The organism is Actinoplanes sichuanensis (assembly GCF_033097365.1).
GTDB lineage: Bacteria > Actinomycetota > Actinomycetes > Mycobacteriales > Micromonosporaceae > Actinoplanes > Actinoplanes sichuanensis.
Genome location: NZ_AP028461.1, coordinates 4,575,891 through 4,591,458 on the forward strand (window position 1 = coordinate 4,575,891; position 15,568 = coordinate 4,591,458).

The window sequence follows — 15,568 nt, forward strand, 5'->3', positions numbered from 1 at the left end:
TAAGGGAGGTGAGGCTCTCGCGCACGTCCACGGTCGGCTCCGCGAAGCACGACCGACATCCGAGTCCGCCGACCGCCCGATTCACCTTTTCGGATGCAAGATCGTCTCGGCAATCTGCCGCACCCGTTCCAGGGTGATCCCGGTGCGCTGCTCTACGGCGAGCGGGTGATCACTCGGCCCCAGCTCGATCAGTAGACGCCGCCCGCAAGTTGAAGATGATCGCGGCCGCCGTTCCTCTGTCGGGCATCAATGAGCGAGCTCCATGGCCGCCGCCCCGCGGAGGGCTCCAACGGGGCGGCGGAGACGGCCGTGACCCGCCGGGAGACTGGCCGTGGTGGTCGCTCAACGGGCAGCCCTGGTCAGGCCGGCGTCGCGAAGTTCTGGGTCCAGTACTGGGTGCCCGAGGAGGACTTCGCCAAGCCGACGCCGATCTCCGTGTAGGCGCAGTTGAGGATGTTGGCCTTGTGGCCGGGACTGTTCATCCAGCCGTCCATGACGCTCGCGGGGCTGGTGTAGCCGGCGGCGACGTTCTCGGCGACGCCCCGCCATCGGTAGCCCTCGGCGGTGACCCTGTCGCCCATGCTCGCTTCCCCGGGCAGTTGGTGCGACATGGTGTTCTGCGCGGCCTGCAGCTCGGAGTGCTTCTGCGCCGCCGCCTCCAACCGCGACTCGCCACTGAGGCCGGAACAGCCGGCATTCTGCCGTTCGATGTTGACCAGCCGGATCACTTCGGCCGTGACCGAGGAGGAAGCGGTGCCGCCATTGGACGGTGCCGAGGTCGTCGCCGTCGGCGCCGGCGTGGCGGCCCTGGTCCGCCGCTTGGTGGACGACGTCGGCTGGGTCGACGGCCGGACGCTCGTCACGGTGCTCGGCGGCGGCACTACCGATGCGGATACCGACGGCCCGGCAGAATTCGATGCCACGGGCGGGGCCGTCGGCGACGTGCCCGGTAGAGCATCTGCGGTGTCGACTGGCCCGCCCGCAGCACTCGTCAGGGCGTCGCCGGGAGCAGCCGCGGTCAGGCGAACCTCATCGCCACCGGAAGCGGTCCCCGCGACGATCGATGCGGACCCGGCGCCGATCAAGCCGAGTGCACCGACAACAGTCAGGGTGTAACGGATCCGCCGGTTCGGGGGGATGGGCACGGACTTTCACCTCGTCGGCTCACGGCGCAGCGATGCTGCTGAAGCTTCCGGATCTCGGAAGCAGCCGACTCACTATTCATGCCCCGACCGGACAAAGATCGGTACTAAGAAATCATTAAGGTTTGCTTCATCGAGAACTAATCGTCACCGATCCTCCATTCAGCTGAGCCCATCCAGGCTCGCCGCGATGATCGTTACCTCCGGCGGGCTACGCTGCCTGGACCGCGTTTCGTCGGCAACAGATCGCAACGCCGGGCTGCGCCACCTACGTCGACCGGGCTACACCATCCAACTGCGCAACCTGCACCGCCGGTGTCCGGAGGTGCACGCGATCTGCGCGGCCATCCAGACCGAGACCGGCTACGGCACCTACGCCACCGACTTCATCACCCCGGGCGGTGGGCAAGGACTGCATCACCACTGGGACCAGAACATGGGTTTCGTCTACCAGCTCGCCGGTCGCAAGACCTGGAGGCTCTGGGAACCCAGGGTCGAGGAACCGCACCGTGAGCAGTTCGCGTCCAACCCCTCGCCGGGCGGCGAAGTCCTCGACCGCATGAAGTCGATGCGACCCGACTTCGAGTTCGACTTCGGCCCTGGCCAGATCTTGTTGCTCCCGCGCGGCTGGATGCACAACCCGCATGCGCGCAGCCAGACGCAGAAGAGCGTCCACGTGACGTTCGTGGCTCGCGAGCGCACGGGCTACTGGGGCGCCGGACAGCTGGCCCGGGTTGTTCTCGCATCGACCCCTCTGCGCCGCGTCATCCCGCCCGCCCGCGTCGTCGACCCTGCTGCCTTCGCCGGGCAGGTCACCGAGGCGCGTGACGTGCTGACGCAATGGTTGGCCAACGCTGACGTCAGCACGCTGACCGCCGATCTGCTGCAGGCAGCACGTGCCGAGCCGAACGTCGACTACGTCTCGCACGCACAGAGCCAGATCGGCAAGCGGCAGTCGGCTGGTGTGGAGTGCCAGGGTCATTGCATGTTCCGGTAGCTGCTGGTCACGGCCGTGATGAGGTCGTTTGAACGGCGGTCGGCGCGGCGGTTGGCGCGGGCGATGTTGGTTTCGCCGTTGATGCGGTGCCAGCCGATCGCGGTGTTACGCAGTGTCGCCATGACGGCGGGTCCGGTGCCGGTCCGGGCTTGATGAAGATCTTCACGGAACGTGACATCTCGGACGTTGTGGACCTGGTTCTCGATCAACCACTCCGATCTGGCCCACTTCTGCAGGTCAGCGGGCTGAGCGTCGGCAGCGGGAAGGGACGTGACCAGATAGGCGGTCTCCCGGCTGGTCTTGCCGCCGGTGGTGCGGGTCCGGGTGATCCGGACGGCTTGCCGGGCGTGCGGGAACGCGATCCCGCCCGGGGTCTGCAGGGTGACGGCCTTGACCGTGCGGGTCTCCTTGCGGCCGTGACCACGCTCGCGGGTGCGGTCACCGACCGGGATCTGCGCCCAGGGAACGGCTTTGAGCTGGGCGTGGAGGGTGGGCTGGTTGCCTTTGGCCTGCAGTAGCAGGTGTGCGCCGCGGCGGGTGATCTGCTCGGCGTGGCCGGTCTGGGTGTGCAGGGCGTCGGCGACTATCAGCACCCCGGTAAGGCTGCCCAGCAGGTTCTCCACGGCGTCGAGCAGTGGTGTGAACGACGGGATCTCGTTGCTCTTCGTATCGACCGTGACCTGGGCGAGGACGATGCCGGTGCTGGTGTCCAGCGCGGACAGCAGATGCGTTTGACGGCCGTCGGGCAGACGGGCGCCGCGCAATGTCTTGCCGTCGACGGCGATCACGGTCCGGTAGCGGCGCGGCCGGGGAACGGCGAGCGGTGGTGTGCGGGTGCGGAGCCAGCCCGCCAGGACGCTGCCGACCGGGGCATCGTCGAGTCGGGTCAATAGTCGCCATACCGTGGTGCCGGCAGGCAAGCCCCGGTCGAACCCGAGCCGTCGCTGGTCCGGCTCGTCCAGGTCGTACAGCCAGTCGGCGATCGCCGTGAACGAGGTGGCGCCGGCCAGGACGGCGCAGACCGCGACGGCGAGCAGCGCTGCCAGCGGATATCGCACCCCGCGAGGATTCCGCGGGTCCGGGACCAGGCTCGCGGCGGCCAGGAGCCCGCCGTGTTCACCGTCGGTGACCGGCGGCGGTGGCGTGTCGATGCCAGGGGTTGTCACGGTCAGTACGCAGATCAGAGATGATGCCATCGGCGGGTGGAGTCCTCGGTGGTCGTGCAGCGTCAAGAACTCCATGATCACCTTGAGGGCTTCACCCGCTCCATCCGCCTCCATATAGGCCGATCACTCGACATCATCCCAGCTCAGAGCGCCTGCCCGCGTGTGGAGTGCCGTTGCGGTATTAGGAATGATGACGTCAGCGACCGACATTCCTGATGGCGGCCTCGATACGCAGGAGAAGGCCACCGAAGATCAAAATCGCGCCAATCGGCAGCACTCCTTTGATTGCCGGTGTGAGCCATACATCCCAGATGATATAGATGCCTGCAAGTGTAGAAATTGTGCCAATGGCTTCCGGAATAATGCCCGGTCGTTGCAGCACCTTTCGCTCCTTGTGCATCTCTCGTTGTGCGGGAGTAGCGGCCGCGAGGATGACACCGGCGGCTGGGCACAATCTACGGCCTTGTGGTCAGGGCTCGATGATCGTAGCAACAGGTCGGACGCTCTGGGTAGTCCGAAGGACTCACTCAACGGGACACCACAGTGGACCGGAGGTTGGTACTCTCCGCTCTCCGGCATGCGCAGCCATCTATGGCCGAGCAATGGGTGCATCGAAGCCCGCGATGACCAGTAGCTAAAGGAGATCCATGCGACCAAGGGTGTTGACATCAACTATCGTCGTCCTTTTACTCGGTCTAACTGTCGGCACTGTCAGTTCCGGCAGCGCCGCCCACGCCGATCCCGATAAAGCGACTTCGGCGACCTGCATTCGCAAAGGCACTGCCCTAGGCCACGAGTCTGACGGTGAGAATGCAATGGGTTCCGCCATTGCTTCGTTACGCTCTCGTGGAGCCTCTACCGCGAAGATTGAGGAAGTCCTAACCAACGATTGGTGTCTACGCAAGATTTCGCAGGTCACAACCAGGGCGCCTCGTGTCGCTAATCCAAAGGCTGCCGCTGGAAATGACGTGGATCTTCTTGGCACAGGCGATGGTGTCGACCAGGGCGACGTCGAGTGGGACACAAGTCTACTTTACGACCCGCACGCGGGCCTCTATGTAGCCTCTGCAAGTTGGACCTGGTTAAACCACGACTATGCTTCTGACATAAACGATCACTGGGGATTCGACTGCCGCGAGGATGAAACCATCGGTGGCGAGGATGCGGTCGCTATTCGCCTTAGTGGAACGAACGACGCGAAGTACAACATTGAGTGGCAGGGAACCTACTGGTGGGGTGATCCAGACCTTGACACCATAGAAGGTAATTACGCAGAACAAAAATTTGAGGGCAACCAAGGCGAAGAATTCAACGAATATGGTGTCGCGCAGAGAATCCCAGACCGCGGCATCAGACTTTGGTCGGATTTGGGCCATGACTGTCCGGATTCTTTGACTGACATGAACGTCTATGGCGGGCAAATCATTATCAAATTTGAAACTATGAACGGCAAGTGTGAAAACACGAAGATTTTCGGCTACAACGTTCACACCTGGGCTGACACTTACATCAATTCAGCGGGTATAGGTATCGCTAACGACGGATTTTCTGTATCGCTTGGATGGAATACGCAAGTAGCTTCTGAAAAATGGGAAGCTGGTGGCGCTGTAGGCACTGTTTGCGGAGAAGGAAATGACGGTGGGCAAGGTGGAGGCTCAGATCCCCGGACGCGTATCATGGTTGTCGGCGACTCAATCAGTCAAGGACACGAAGGTGACTATACCTGGCGCTATCGCCTCGCGGAGCATCTGAAACAGAGCGACGAAGCGGTTAATTTCGTTGGCCCCTACCGTGGTACTACGTATCTTCCTTCAGAGCAGCCGGCAGGATTTCCAACAGTATCGGCGCCACCTAGTTTCGACGGCAAATACCGTAATAACCTAAGTTTCGACAGCGACCATTTTTCCCAATGGGGTCGCCAAGTCGCGCAGACCAAGAATGTTATTCGGGGGCGGGTGGCTGATTACAAACCTGACTATTTGCTCGTGTCTCTTGGCTTCAACGATCTTGGATGGGGCGTCTCTACTCCAGATGGCCTCGTCTCTGATATCCAAACACTTATTACAGAGGCGCGCGCGAGTAAGCCGGACATTCGCATCCTGGTGGCCAATGTTATCCAGCGGTCACCGATGTCAAATCTACCCGACCTGCCACGTATAACTGATGAGTACGCTAGCAAGTTGGCACCGAAGCTCGACTCGCTGAACACTGCGGCATCCCCAGTACGACTTGTCGACATTAAAAGCCAGATCAATTCCGGGCTTCACACATATGACGGCCTCCATCCTAACGGTGTTGGTGAATTCCGGATTGCCCGCGCATTCGCGAATGTCCTGAACTCGAGTTTTTCGTTGGGGAACGTATTCGGCACTATTCCAGCCAGCGTTCCTGACCTAGCTCCTACAACGCCAGCTTGGATTCGGGCTGTTACAACCACGTCGGGGATTAAGGTTACTTGGGAACATAGCTTTGCTGCGAGTGGATACTGGCTTTATCAACGTGATGCGACCGTCGGTGGGACCTTCACGCGATCAGCGCTGCAGATCCCAGCAGATAGTTGGCACGTTGGATGGCTTGATTCCGGACACCGATACGAGTTCTATGTCGTTCCCACCCACGGTGACAGTGAAGGCTCCGCATCGCCGACCGCCTCGGCCGTGGCTGATCTCCGAACCGCAAGCGGGCCCACGAACATCTCTGTTCATCCGGGCGCATCATACGTCGATTTCAGTTGGACTCCGCCATCGGGGGCGTTCAGCGACACGGTAGGCGCCTACCGCGTGTATTACTTCGACCTGTCGATACCGGATGCCGTAGTCGATTCGCGATATACAGCTGATACGAACTTCCGCCTCCTAGGCTTGGAGCCGGGGCATCGTTACGTGTTCCTCGTTGCGTCTGTTAATGCAGGCGGAGAAGGTTTCCCATCGGTCGCTGCCGAAGCATACTTCGGATTCGGTAGTCCGCAGCCGCCCTCACTTCTGGCGACTCAGATAACGTCGCCCACAGATGTCAGTCTCAAATGGTCACGGGCGACTGGCGCGACGTCCTACAATATTTACAGTCGGGACGTGGTTGCTGGAAACACCTTCGCCAAGCATGGTTCAGCGACCAATACCTCTCATCAGCTCGGCTGGCTCTTTCCCGGCGCGGATAGGTGGGAGTGGTGCATAGCGGCCGTCAATGGAACGCTGGAAGGCCCCAAGTCTCAGTGTTTGAGAAGTCAACTCGACAAGCCGGTTCTGAAATCGGCCAAGATGCTGACAGCTACCGACGTCGAAGTCCAGTGGGATCCGGTGCCGGGGGCGAGCAAGTACCGCGTCCTCAATCGAAATGTTCAGAATGGCGGTGACTTTACCGTCGATAATACGGTGAGCGGCACCTCGCACCGGGTCGGCTGGCTGTTTCCCGGTGCTCAGTATTTTGAATGGTGCGTCGTTGCGGTGACGGATAACGTCGAGTCAGTGCGCTCCAACTGCATGATGTCCCACAGCTAGGTCCTCCCCTGGGGCAACTTGCCGCAGCGCCGAAAGTTCGATGATTGAATAGTCTCCGGCGCTTCGCGCTCCTAACGGTCGCGCGAAGCGCCGGAGACCTCAAGGAGTTGTTCTCTGCATGCGCGTTATTCGGCTGCAATTCTTAGAGCGTCCGCGACGAACAGCACCTCGGCAAGACTGCCCAGCAGGTTCTCCACAGCGTCGAGCAACGGGCTGAACGACGGGATCTCGTTGCTCTTGGTGTCCACCGTGACCTGGGCGAGGACGGTACCGGTGCTGGTGTCAAGCGCGGACAGCAGATGCGTTTGACCGCCGTCGGCCAGCCGGGCACCTCGCAGCGTTTTACCGTCGACGGCGATCACGGTCCGGTAGCGGCGCGGCCGAGCCACGGCGCGTGGCGGTCTGCGGGCCTGGAGCCAGCCGGCCAGGACGCTGCTGACCAAGGCGTCGTCGAGGCGGGTCAGTAGCCGCCACACCGTGGTGCCGGCCGGCACGCCCCGGTCGAACCCGATCGTCGCCTGCCTTCGCTGCATCCACGTCGACGTCGGTGTGGGCGTTACGGTCACCGCCTCTTGCGTCGATCAGCGAGTGTGGGTTCCGATGGCGCGATGAGTCATCCCGCAGAGTCGAACTCGGAGATCACCGCTCCGCACGTGCCGATCGATGATGATGATCTTGATGGACGGGTGAGAGAGCGTGCCGCAGTAAGGGCTGCAGGAGAGAAGCCGACGCGCCGCGTGGGAGTGGACCTTCTTGTCGACGCGTGGGACGACGCGGATCCAGCTGCCGAGGCTGCGAAGGTCGTGGTCGCCGGCGCCCCCGACTGGTGGCTGTCCGATGCGGGTGTCGTCCGTGTATCCGCAGTCGTGTCGGTGACGGTAGGCAAGCAGCAAGGCTGGCCGGGATTCGCCGTATGGGCGGACCTTTCCACCGGCAAGCGGGTCCGGTTGCCGGTGGGCCCGTTCAAGCATGCCGAGTTCGCCAACCGGGTCGTGACGGCCTTGGTGGTGTCGGCCGCCTAGCGTCGCCGGCTGCCCTCTCGGCGCCGCTGCTCCCGGCCGCACGCTGAATCTCCTCCGACCAACTATCGGCCCGGATCCGCATCACGGTGGCGGTCAGGGCGGTGACGTCGGCCGCCGTTCAGGAAGCGGGAATCAGCGAGGTCGTCGAGTACCGAAGCCGAGACCTCACCGGCCAGGTCACCGATCGTTCCGGGCAGGTCGAGCAGGGCCGGCGCCGCGTCGAGCAGCGTCTGCCACCAGGAGTGGCGGGCGGAACGGCGGGGCTGATGCGATTTCGACATGCCGATGAGCGTGCCCGCTGCAAGGTGGACGTCTCGTCGGGCGTACGACCGAATCGGCCTCTGACTTTCGTTGACGTGCGGGGTGTGTGCGTTCGCACGATGGCCTGACGATCTGCGCCCCCGATTCCGGAAGTCTTCGAGTCCTCCCCAACAGCGACGGAGGAATCGAAATGCGCAAGGCACTCATCGTCATCGCGGTCGTTCTCGTGGTCCTGTGCGGTGGTCTCGGCTGGACCGCCTACCAGTGGATCGACGCCGGCCTGGACCTGAGCAAGGCCAGTATCACCCGCGCACAGTTCGACGCGCAGAAGGAGGGGACGGCGCAGAGTCAGGTGCTGGCCGCCCTGCCCGAACCGCTGAACGACATCGACGAGAACGACCTGCGCACCGGCGCACCGGCCGGCGCGGCGTGCGTCTTCTACGGAATCAGCCCGATCACCGGTGAGGGTCCGGACCTGTGGCGCTTCTGCTTCGTCGACGGCGAACTCGCCGAGAAGAGCGCCGTCACCATTCCGGCCCAGCGGTGACTCCGCTGATGGCCGCCGGTCTGGCGCTCGGCGCGGCCGGCCTGGTGATGTTGATCGTCGGCCAGTACCTGGGCCGTCGGGCGGTGACCGCACCCGATCCGGAGACTCGCCGGGCGGAGGTCCGCGACACTCTGGGTCGCGACGGCTGGACGGCATCGGTCAAGATCTACCGCGAGCGTACCGGTGCGGGTCTGCTCGAAGCCCACGACGCGGTCCGTCGGATCGACCGCGAAAGCCGCTGAGGAGATGCCGTGATCATCGCTCGCCAGCGTGCGCGGATCGCCGCCGCCGGTGCCTGGCGTCTGGCCTACGAGGCCGGGCTGCTGATCCTGGTGACGGCCGGCGCCACCGCCGGTGCCATCTCGGCCGACCTGTACCCGCTCGCGCCGTGGCTGGTCGGGCTCACCACCCCGGTGCTGATGGTGCTGCGGCTGGTCAACCCGCTCGGTGCGTACGTCACGGCGGCCCTGATCGGCCTCGGCACCGGCGGTCAGGGCGTCGTGCCGATGGTGGTGCTCAGCGCGTCCCTGAGCTACCGCGCCGCCCGGGCGTGGCAGGTCGTGGCCGGACTGACCGCGGGCTGGGTCTGCTTCGTGCTGTCGGTGCCGTGGGAGACCGCGCTGACGCTGGAGTGGGCGGTCCTGTTCTCGGCCCTCTACGCCCTGCTGGCCTGCGCACCGGCCGGGGTGGCCCGGCTGGTGCGCCGACGGCGGACCCTGCTCGCCGCGATGCATCACCGCAACGTGCAGCTGCACAGCGGACAGGCCGAGATCGCCCGGCAGGCGCAGATCCGCGAACGTGCCCGCATCGCCCGGGACCTGCACGACTCGCTCGGTAACCGGCTGACCCTGATCTCGCTCTACGCCGGGATGACACCGACCGAGGAGGGCGTGCTCATCCGGCAGGCGTCCGCGGCGGCGATGTCCGAGTTGCGGCAGATCCTCGGGCTGCTCGCCCAGGACGGCACCCAGCCGACCGTGCGGCCGCTGTCCGGCCTGGACGAGCTGGCCGAGCAGGCCCGGGCCTCCGGCGCGCAGGTCGAGGTCGAGCGGGAGGGCGAGCCGCGACCGTTGGCGGCGATGACCGAGCACGCCGCCTATCGCGTCATCCAGGAGGGCGTCACCAACGCTCTGCGGCACGCTCACGGCGGCACGATCACGATCCTTCTGCGGTACGAGGAGGACGCGCTGATCGCCCGGGTCACCAACACGCCCGGCCGCCGTACCGTGCAGGGCACCGGGCAGGGGCTGCTCGGGCTGGCCGAACGGGTCCGGGTCGCCAACGGTGTGCTGTTCCACGGGCCTACCCCCGACGGCGGGTTCCGCCTGGCGGCGACCCTCGCCTACACCGCCGACGAACCCTCGCCCTCGTCTGCGGTCGCGGCCACCGGGCCGGACTTCGCGGGTCTGGTCGAACGGCAGGGCCGCCGCTCCCGGATCGTCATGGCCACCACGGCCGTGTCCATCGCCGGATTCCTGGTGCTGTGCGCGTCCGGTGTCTGGCTGACGACCGCCATGGTGGCCGTCGACGGCGAGACGTACGACGCGATCCGGATCGGTCAGCCGGAGACCGAGGTGCGCGCGATGCTGCCGGAGCCCGACGAGACCGGCACGAAGGTTCCCGCCGGCTGTGTCGACTATCCGGCGGCCCTGCTCGACCAACTCCGTACCGAGTCCGGTGAGATGATCTACCGATTCTGCTTCCGGGACGGGGTGCTGGTGGACAAGCAGAAGCGGGAAGGGACACCGTGACCGAGGCACTGCGGGTGACACTGGCCGACGACGACTCGCTGATCCGCACCGCGATCGACGCGATCCTGCGGCCGGTCGACGGCATCGAACTGGTCGCCCAGGCCGCCGACGGCCGGGCCGCCGTCGACATCGCCGTGCGGCACCGGCCGGACGTGGCACTGCTCGACATCCAGATGCCGGTCATGGACGGCCTGGCCGCGTTACGCGAGATCCGCCGGCTGGCCCCCGCGGTACGGGTGGTCGTGTTGACCACGTTCGGACAGGACGAGTACATCGCGCAGGCGCTCACCGACGGCGCCGCCGGGTTCCTGCTGAAGGAGACGGCCGCCGAGGAACTGGCGTTCGCGATCCGTGCCGCCGCGGCCGGGAACGCCTATCTGTCGCCGAAGGTCACCCGTCAGGTGCTGGACCGGTTGCCGACTCCACCCGTACGACCGGATCGGGATCTTGAACTTGTCGAGGGGTTGAGCGGCCGCGAACGGGATGTCCTGGTGCTGCTGGCGCAGGGTCTGTCCAACGCCGAGATCGGCCGGCAGCTGTTCGTCTCCGAGGGCACCGTCAAGACCCACGTCTACCGACTGTTCACCAAGCTGAACTGCGACAACCGGGTCCAGGCGGCGATGGTGGCCCAGCGCGCCGGCCTGCTCTGACCCGGACCGGATCGCGCGCTGTACCCGCGGGATCCGACCCCGCTACAAGCCGTCCGAGTCGCGTCTTCGACTTGCGGCCAGCACCGTCGCGAACCCGATCAGAGTCTCGGGATACAACTCGGCGAGCGTGGTGATCGACACGTCCCACGGGGCGACGGTGACCGCCTCGCCCAGCAGGCGGGCGGCCTCGGGTGGCCCGGCTGCCGCGGCCACGACCGCCAATGCCCGCGCCCTGTCCTTCGGATGGCCGTGCGCGCGAGCCAGCCGCGCCGCTTCCTGGACGTGGCCTGCGCGGGCCAGAGTCTCGGCCAGGCCGGTCATGACCCGTGCTCGCTCCCGAAGCGAGGGAATGGACCGGGCCGCCTCTTCCGCCCGACCGGCGAGGGCGATGGCACGGCGTGGCTTTCCGGCGTCGATCAGAACAGCGGCGAGGCCGCAACAGATTCGGGCTCGCCGCGCGGGGTCGAATATCTCGGCGACGAAACCCTCGACGACGCCGACCAGACGGAGAGCCGCGTCGATCTGGCCCGAGGCGACGAGGTGAGCAGCGACTCGGCTCTGCGTCTCGACACGTTCACCGATGTGGGCGATGTCGTCGGCGACGCGGCCGGCGGCGTCGGGATTTCCCTGCTGAGCCAGCGCCAGCGCCAGCGTGGCGAAGAGCCGCGCCTGTCGGAGCGGGTCCTCGACGGCGAGTATGGCTTGCCGGGCTCGTTCAACCCAGGTGCCGGTCTGGGTCTCGTCTCCCGCACGCGTGTGGGCGCGCGCCAACGTGATGAAGGCGGCGGCCCGTTGGTCGGGGTCGGTGATGGCCGTGGCCGTCCGTTCGGCGCGGGCCAAGTCGCCGTTCTCGGCCCACGAGTCGGTCAGCATGGCAAGGGTCTCGGCGTGCACGCGTCCCTGTCCGGCCAGGGCGTCGGAGAGTCCGTCCGCCCGGTCGAGGTGTCCTGTGGCGGCGAGCGCTTCCACCACGGCCATCAGCACTTCCGTGCGTCTGCCCGGGTCGGTCATCGCGCGGGCCGCGCTCTCAGCGGCGTCCAGAACGACGCAGGCCCGGCCCGACTCGCCCTGCTCCGCCCAGGCCTCTGCCACCTGGCACAGGGCCGGCACTCGGCTCTCGGGATCGGTGATGCGGCGGGCCAGGCTCTCGGCTCGGTCTGGCTCGCCGGCGTCGATTTCGGCCTCGACCAGGTTCAACAGAGCAACCAGCCGATTATCCTCGTCGGCGATGCCGCCGGCGGTCTCCTCGGCGGCGTCGGCCAGTTCTCGGGCCCACGCATGCTCCCCCACCCCGGCCAGGACGGGCACGAGGTCGGCGAGGACCTGAGCACGGGCCTCCGGCGGGGTGACGGCGAGAGCGGCCTGCCCGGCGGCGCGACCGAGTGCACCGACGTGATCGAGATGCTCCGCCTCTGCCAGCGCCGTCAACAGGGTCGTCAGCGCCACCGCGTCCGTGTACGAGTCCGGTACGGTCCGCGCTGTCTGTTCAGCGGTGTCGGCCCACTGCCCGGCCCGACCCGACATCCTCGCCTCGGTGAGGGCCTGGGCCAGCTGTGCCATCGCGTCCGCGCGTACATCCTTCTCGGTGATGTCGTCGATGACTTCCTCGGCCTGGATGAAGGCTCGCACCCCGGCCAGTGCGACGGCCGTTTCGGCCATGGCGCGTGCGCGGTGTGTCGGATGGAAGGCGGCCCGGGCGATCCGGTCGGCCTCGGCGACACGGCCTGCCTGCACCAACGCGGAGGTGAGACCGGGAACCATCATCGGGCGCCCGCTGGGCCCGTCCATGAACTCGTGGACGATCTCCCCGGCTTGGGCGAGGTCACCGATCTCCACCAGGACCTGGGCCAGCTTGTTCAGGACGAGGTCCCTGGCCATTGGATCGGCGAGATCGACAGCCACCCGCCGGGCAGCCGCGGTCAGGCCCTTGGTGCGCTCGCTGGGGCCGACCGCGAACAACTCGCCGACCAACACGGCCAGAACGCTTCCTCGGGAAAGGGCGTCGGCGACTGCACCGGCAGCCGTTTCCGCTGCGTCGGCGAGATTCCGCGCTCGATCGGCGTCGCCTGTCCGGTGGCACCTGACGGCGAGCGCGGCCAGTGCGCGTGCGCGTAGTTCCGGGTTCTCGAGGGCGCTCGCCAGCATTTCGGCGCGCTCGGCCAGTAGTGGAGCCCGGGCCGGGTCGAGCGTGGCTGCCGCCACGCACACGTCGATGATCATCGACGTGCGGAGGAACCCGTCGACCCCGTCGGCCGTGGCCAGATGCTCCGCCTCGTCGAGCAGGGCGCGGGCGGTTGTGCGATCACCGGTGGCGGCGCGTGCCTCGGCCATCTGGGTCAGTAGCCGCACGCGTGGCGAGGACTGCTCGACGGCCGGGATCGTCCGCTGTGCCTCGTCCATCAGGGCGTCGGCCCGCTCCGAGGCGCCTGCTTCACGAGCCAGGCCGGCAAGGTTGAGCAGAGTGGCGGCTCGGGCGGCCGGGTCGACGAGTTGGCGCGTCACCCGCAGCGCCTCGTCCGCCGCGCCGGTCTCCGCGAGGGTGACCGCCAGCGCCTCCAGTGCCTGCCTGCGGCTTGTCGTCTCCGGGATGGCGTTGGCGGCGCGTTCGGCGAGGGCGGTGAGTCGTGCTGATCTCCTCGTCCCGGCGAACGGTTTCACCAGTGCCGTCAAGGCCTTCGCCCGACGTTCCGGCGCGGCGATGCCGTCGGCCAGCGCCTCGGCCCGCGCCGGTTGGCCGAGTGCCGCCATCACCGCGGGCAGCACCACCGGAATGTAGGCGTTGCGCATCTCGATGCGGCTGTAATGGTGGCGGAGCCGCAGCAGCTCACTCAAATCGGCCTCGGTCACCTCCGGCCGGGCGAGCATCATGCCGAAGGCCGTCCGGATCTCGGCGAGGGCCGCCGCGTCACCACCGGACATGTCGAGCATCCGGTCGTGGCGCGCCCCATCACCCGCGAGCGCGAGCAGCCGCCGCACGTCGGCGGTGTCCTTCAGCAGTCGAACGTAGCCACGGAGCAGATATTCGGGAGTGTCGGCGGGCCAGCCGCGGTCGCGGTACGTGTCGGCCCACCGGTGCAGCATCGCCCGGTACTCGCCGAGGCGTTTCGGCCCGAGCAGGGCCAGGGCCTGGCGTTGGAGTTCCTCATGGGCGAGTACGAGAACGGTCTCGGAGTCCCAATGGCCGCGACGTTCGCCGAAGGTGCGTGCGGTCACCGCCACCAGCAGGTCCTGGATCTCCCAGAACTCGCGCCGGCAGATCTCGGCGAGCGCGGTCACCGAGAGGCCGCCGCCGGCGCTGGTCAGGACGCCGAGCAGGTCACGTTCCGCAGCCGTGCCCTGGAGCAGTCGTTTCAGCTCCCGTTCGCCGTCGATCCGCCGCACGGTGGCGTGCGACGACGTCGTCAGTTCCCGCACACAGGTCGGGGAGCGCAGCGGGTGGTCGTCCGGAACGTCGGACGGGATCGGTGGATTCGGTCGCCCGGTGACGACCACGCGCAGTCCACTCGGCGGTCGGGCGGGTAGGAGGGCGGCGATGCTGTACGCGTCCGCGCCGGTGGTCACGCCGCGGTCCTCGTCGAGGCCGTCCACGACGAGGACCAGCCGTTCGCCGCGCGCCCGGCACGCCTCGGCGGCGCGGGTGACCATGCCGTGCAGGTGCGTCTCCCTCGTCGCGTCCGTCAGCAGCGGCGGTAGCGATTCGCCGAGCAGCTCGGCGACCTGTTCGAGAAGGACCTCGGCGTACGCCACGCGATCGTTCTGCGCCGCCCAGCGGGCGGTGACGAAGAACGAGACGACACGCACCCCGGCCGGCGGATTCAGCACGAACGTCGACAGCAGCGCCGACTTGCCCGCCCAGGCCGGGGCGCGCCACCACAGGTAGGACGGCGACGGGTCGGCGGCGGTGCAGAACTCGGCCAGCACGGCCAGTTCCTGCTCCCGCTGCAGCAGTTCGCCCGGCGCGATGTGGCCCACCCGCTCCTCGGCGTAATGCGACCGTGGTGGCGGAGGGGGATGCACGACCAGCGTGCCGACCTTGCCGGTGACGGCGATGCCGCCGTTGGTGGCCTGCGCGTCGCCGGTGTCGCGGACGGTGTCGCCGCTTCTGCGCAGGTCCATTCAGTACCTGCTCCTCATGGGCGCCGGTCCTCGCCGCTGACCGCCCGGCCTCCGTCGCGGGCCTCGGCGCGGCCGGTGCGGCGTACCGTCGTGCCCGCCGCGTCACCCACCGAGCCGGTGATCGCCTCGCTGCCCGCGCCGGTCGCCACGGCGTCACCGGTCCGGCTGATCCGCCCCGGGCGGCCTGCGCCCTGGGCCGACGGCTGTCGAAGGGTGAGTACCAGGCCGGTGATCCCCGTGCCGGCGGAGAGGAACGCACCGATCAGCGACGTCCACTTCTCGGCCTTGTCCAGACCCTGGCCGCGCAGGAACCACACCGCGGCGATCATGCCCGCGACGATCAGCAGCGTCGAAGCGATCACTTTCAGTGTCCGGCTCACGTACTCATCATGGCAGCAGACCGCAGCCGTACGGACACG

15 protein-coding genes are annotated in these 15,568 nt (G+C 66.8%); 8 read left to right on the forward strand and 7 right to left on the reverse strand.

Translation table 11 applies throughout. The features are described 5' to 3' along the window. Window positions 1–359: 359 nt before the first annotated feature. On the reverse strand, window positions 360–728 hold the full coding sequence (locus Q0Z83_RS21145) for a CAP domain-containing protein (RefSeq protein WP_317795687.1): 369 nt from the start codon (window positions 726–728) through the stop codon (window positions 360–362). A 7-nt stretch (window positions 729–735) separates the two neighbouring features. On the opposite strand from Q0Z83_RS21145, the gene Q0Z83_RS21150 reads away from it, so the two are divergent. Together Q0Z83_RS21150 and Q0Z83_RS21155 are read left to right on the forward strand one after the other, a co-directional pair. Continuing rightward, entirely contained in the window at window positions 736–1,116 is a 381-nt protein-coding gene (locus Q0Z83_RS21150; protein WP_317795688.1) for a hypothetical protein, read from the forward strand. 216 nt (window positions 1,117–1,332) lie between these two features. Next, entirely contained in the window at window positions 1,333–2,139 is an 807-nt protein-coding gene (locus Q0Z83_RS21155; RefSeq protein ID WP_317795689.1) for a JmjC domain-containing protein, read from the forward strand. Here Q0Z83_RS21155 and Q0Z83_RS21160 read toward each other — a convergent pair. Continuing rightward, a complete protein-coding gene (locus Q0Z83_RS21160; protein ID WP_317792577.1) occupies window positions 2,121–3,335 on the reverse strand; it encodes an ISAs1 family transposase in 1,215 nt (404 codons plus the stop codon). The genes Q0Z83_RS21155 and Q0Z83_RS21160 overlap by 19 nt on opposite strands. Window positions 3,336–3,501: 166 nt before the next feature. Then, window positions 3,502–3,687 (reverse strand): hypothetical protein, encoded by a 186-nt coding sequence (locus tag Q0Z83_RS21165; protein WP_317795690.1) that lies wholly within the window; start codon window positions 3,685–3,687, stop codon window positions 3,502–3,504. Window positions 3,688–4,273: 586 nt separating this feature from the next. Here Q0Z83_RS21165 and Q0Z83_RS21170 point away from each other — a divergent pair. Beyond that, window positions 4,274–6,802, forward strand: coding sequence for a fibronectin type III domain-containing protein (locus Q0Z83_RS21170; protein ID WP_317795691.1), 2,529 nt, complete (start codon window positions 4,274–4,276; stop codon window positions 6,800–6,802). Between the two features lie 125 nt (window positions 6,803–6,927). Here the strand turns inward: Q0Z83_RS21170 and Q0Z83_RS21175 are convergent, their stop codons facing one another. Then, complete coding sequence (locus Q0Z83_RS21175; RefSeq protein ID WP_317795692.1) at window positions 6,928–7,368, reverse strand: transposase; 441 nt, start codon at window positions 7,366–7,368, stop codon at window positions 6,928–6,930. Window positions 7,369–7,410: 42 nt separating this feature from the next. On the opposite strand from Q0Z83_RS21175, the gene Q0Z83_RS21180 reads away from it, so the two are divergent. Further along, the gene (locus Q0Z83_RS21180; RefSeq protein ID WP_317795693.1) at window positions 7,411–7,824 is read left to right on the forward strand and encodes a hypothetical protein; all 414 of its coding nucleotides are present in this window, start codon (window positions 7,411–7,413) and stop codon (window positions 7,822–7,824) included. 62 nt (window positions 7,825–7,886) lie between these two features. Here Q0Z83_RS21180 and Q0Z83_RS21185 read toward each other — a convergent pair whose 3' ends face one another. Continuing rightward, on the reverse strand, window positions 7,887–8,105 hold the full coding sequence (locus Q0Z83_RS21185; protein ID WP_317795694.1) for a hypothetical protein: 219 nt from the start codon (window positions 8,103–8,105) through the stop codon (window positions 7,887–7,889). A gap of 170 nt (window positions 8,106–8,275) precedes the next feature. Here Q0Z83_RS21185 and Q0Z83_RS21190 point away from each other — a divergent pair, with 170 nt between their 5' ends. From Q0Z83_RS21190 to Q0Z83_RS21205, 4 genes are read left to right on the forward strand one after another with little or no spacing between them, the layout of a single operon-like run. Next, complete coding sequence (locus Q0Z83_RS21190) at window positions 8,276–8,632, forward strand: hypothetical protein (protein ID WP_317795695.1); 357 nt, start codon at window positions 8,276–8,278, stop codon at window positions 8,630–8,632. Then, window positions 8,629–8,874 carry a hypothetical protein gene (locus Q0Z83_RS21195; protein WP_317795696.1) on the forward strand — a complete coding sequence of 82 codons (246 nt, stop codon included), beginning with the start codon at window positions 8,629–8,631 and terminating at the stop codon, window positions 8,872–8,874. Before Q0Z83_RS21190 ends, Q0Z83_RS21195 begins: the two co-directional genes overlap by 4 nt. A gap of 9 nt (window positions 8,875–8,883) precedes the next feature. Next, entirely contained in the window at window positions 8,884–10,383 is a 1,500-nt protein-coding gene (locus Q0Z83_RS21200) for a sensor histidine kinase (RefSeq protein ID WP_317795697.1), read from the forward strand. Next, window positions 10,380–11,033: a response regulator gene (locus Q0Z83_RS21205; protein ID WP_317795698.1), complete on the forward strand. Its 654-nt coding sequence runs from the start codon at window positions 10,380–10,382 to the stop codon at window positions 11,031–11,033. Before Q0Z83_RS21200 ends, Q0Z83_RS21205 begins: the two co-directional genes overlap by 4 nt. 42 nt (window positions 11,034–11,075) lie before the next feature. Here Q0Z83_RS21205 and Q0Z83_RS21210 read toward each other — a convergent pair whose 3' ends face one another. Both Q0Z83_RS21210 and Q0Z83_RS21215 read right to left on the reverse strand, forming a co-directional pair. Further along, the gene (locus tag Q0Z83_RS21210; protein WP_317795699.1) at window positions 11,076–15,149 is read right to left on the reverse strand and encodes a hypothetical protein; all 4,074 of its coding nucleotides are present in this window, start codon (window positions 15,147–15,149) and stop codon (window positions 11,076–11,078) included. A gap of 14 nt (window positions 15,150–15,163) precedes the next feature. Further along, the gene (locus Q0Z83_RS21215) at window positions 15,164–15,529 is read right to left on the reverse strand and encodes a hypothetical protein (protein ID WP_317795700.1); all 366 of its coding nucleotides are present in this window, start codon (window positions 15,527–15,529) and stop codon (window positions 15,164–15,166) included. Window positions 15,530–15,568: the final 39 nt, after the last annotated feature.

Coding starts and splice junctions, on each gene's coding strand:
- Q0Z83_RS21155 (WP_317795689.1), top strand. CDS start 1,333: ATGATCGTTACCTCCGGCGGGCTACGCTGCCTGGACCGCGTTTCGTCG.
- Q0Z83_RS21160 (WP_317792577.1), bottom strand. CDS start 3,335: ATGGCATCATCTCTGATCTGCGTACTGACCGTGACAACCCCTGGCATC.
- Q0Z83_RS21180 (WP_317795693.1), top strand. CDS start 7,411: ATGAGTCATCCCGCAGAGTCGAACTCGGAGATCACCGCTCCGCACGTG.
- Q0Z83_RS21185 (WP_317795694.1), bottom strand. CDS start 8,105: ATGTCGAAATCGCATCAGCCCCGCCGTTCCGCCCGCCACTCCTGGTGG.
- Q0Z83_RS21190 (WP_317795695.1), top strand. CDS start 8,276: ATGCGCAAGGCACTCATCGTCATCGCGGTCGTTCTCGTGGTCCTGTGC.
- Q0Z83_RS21210 (WP_317795699.1), bottom strand. CDS start 15,149: ATGGACCTGCGCAGAAGCGGCGACACCGTCCGCGACACCGGCGACGCG.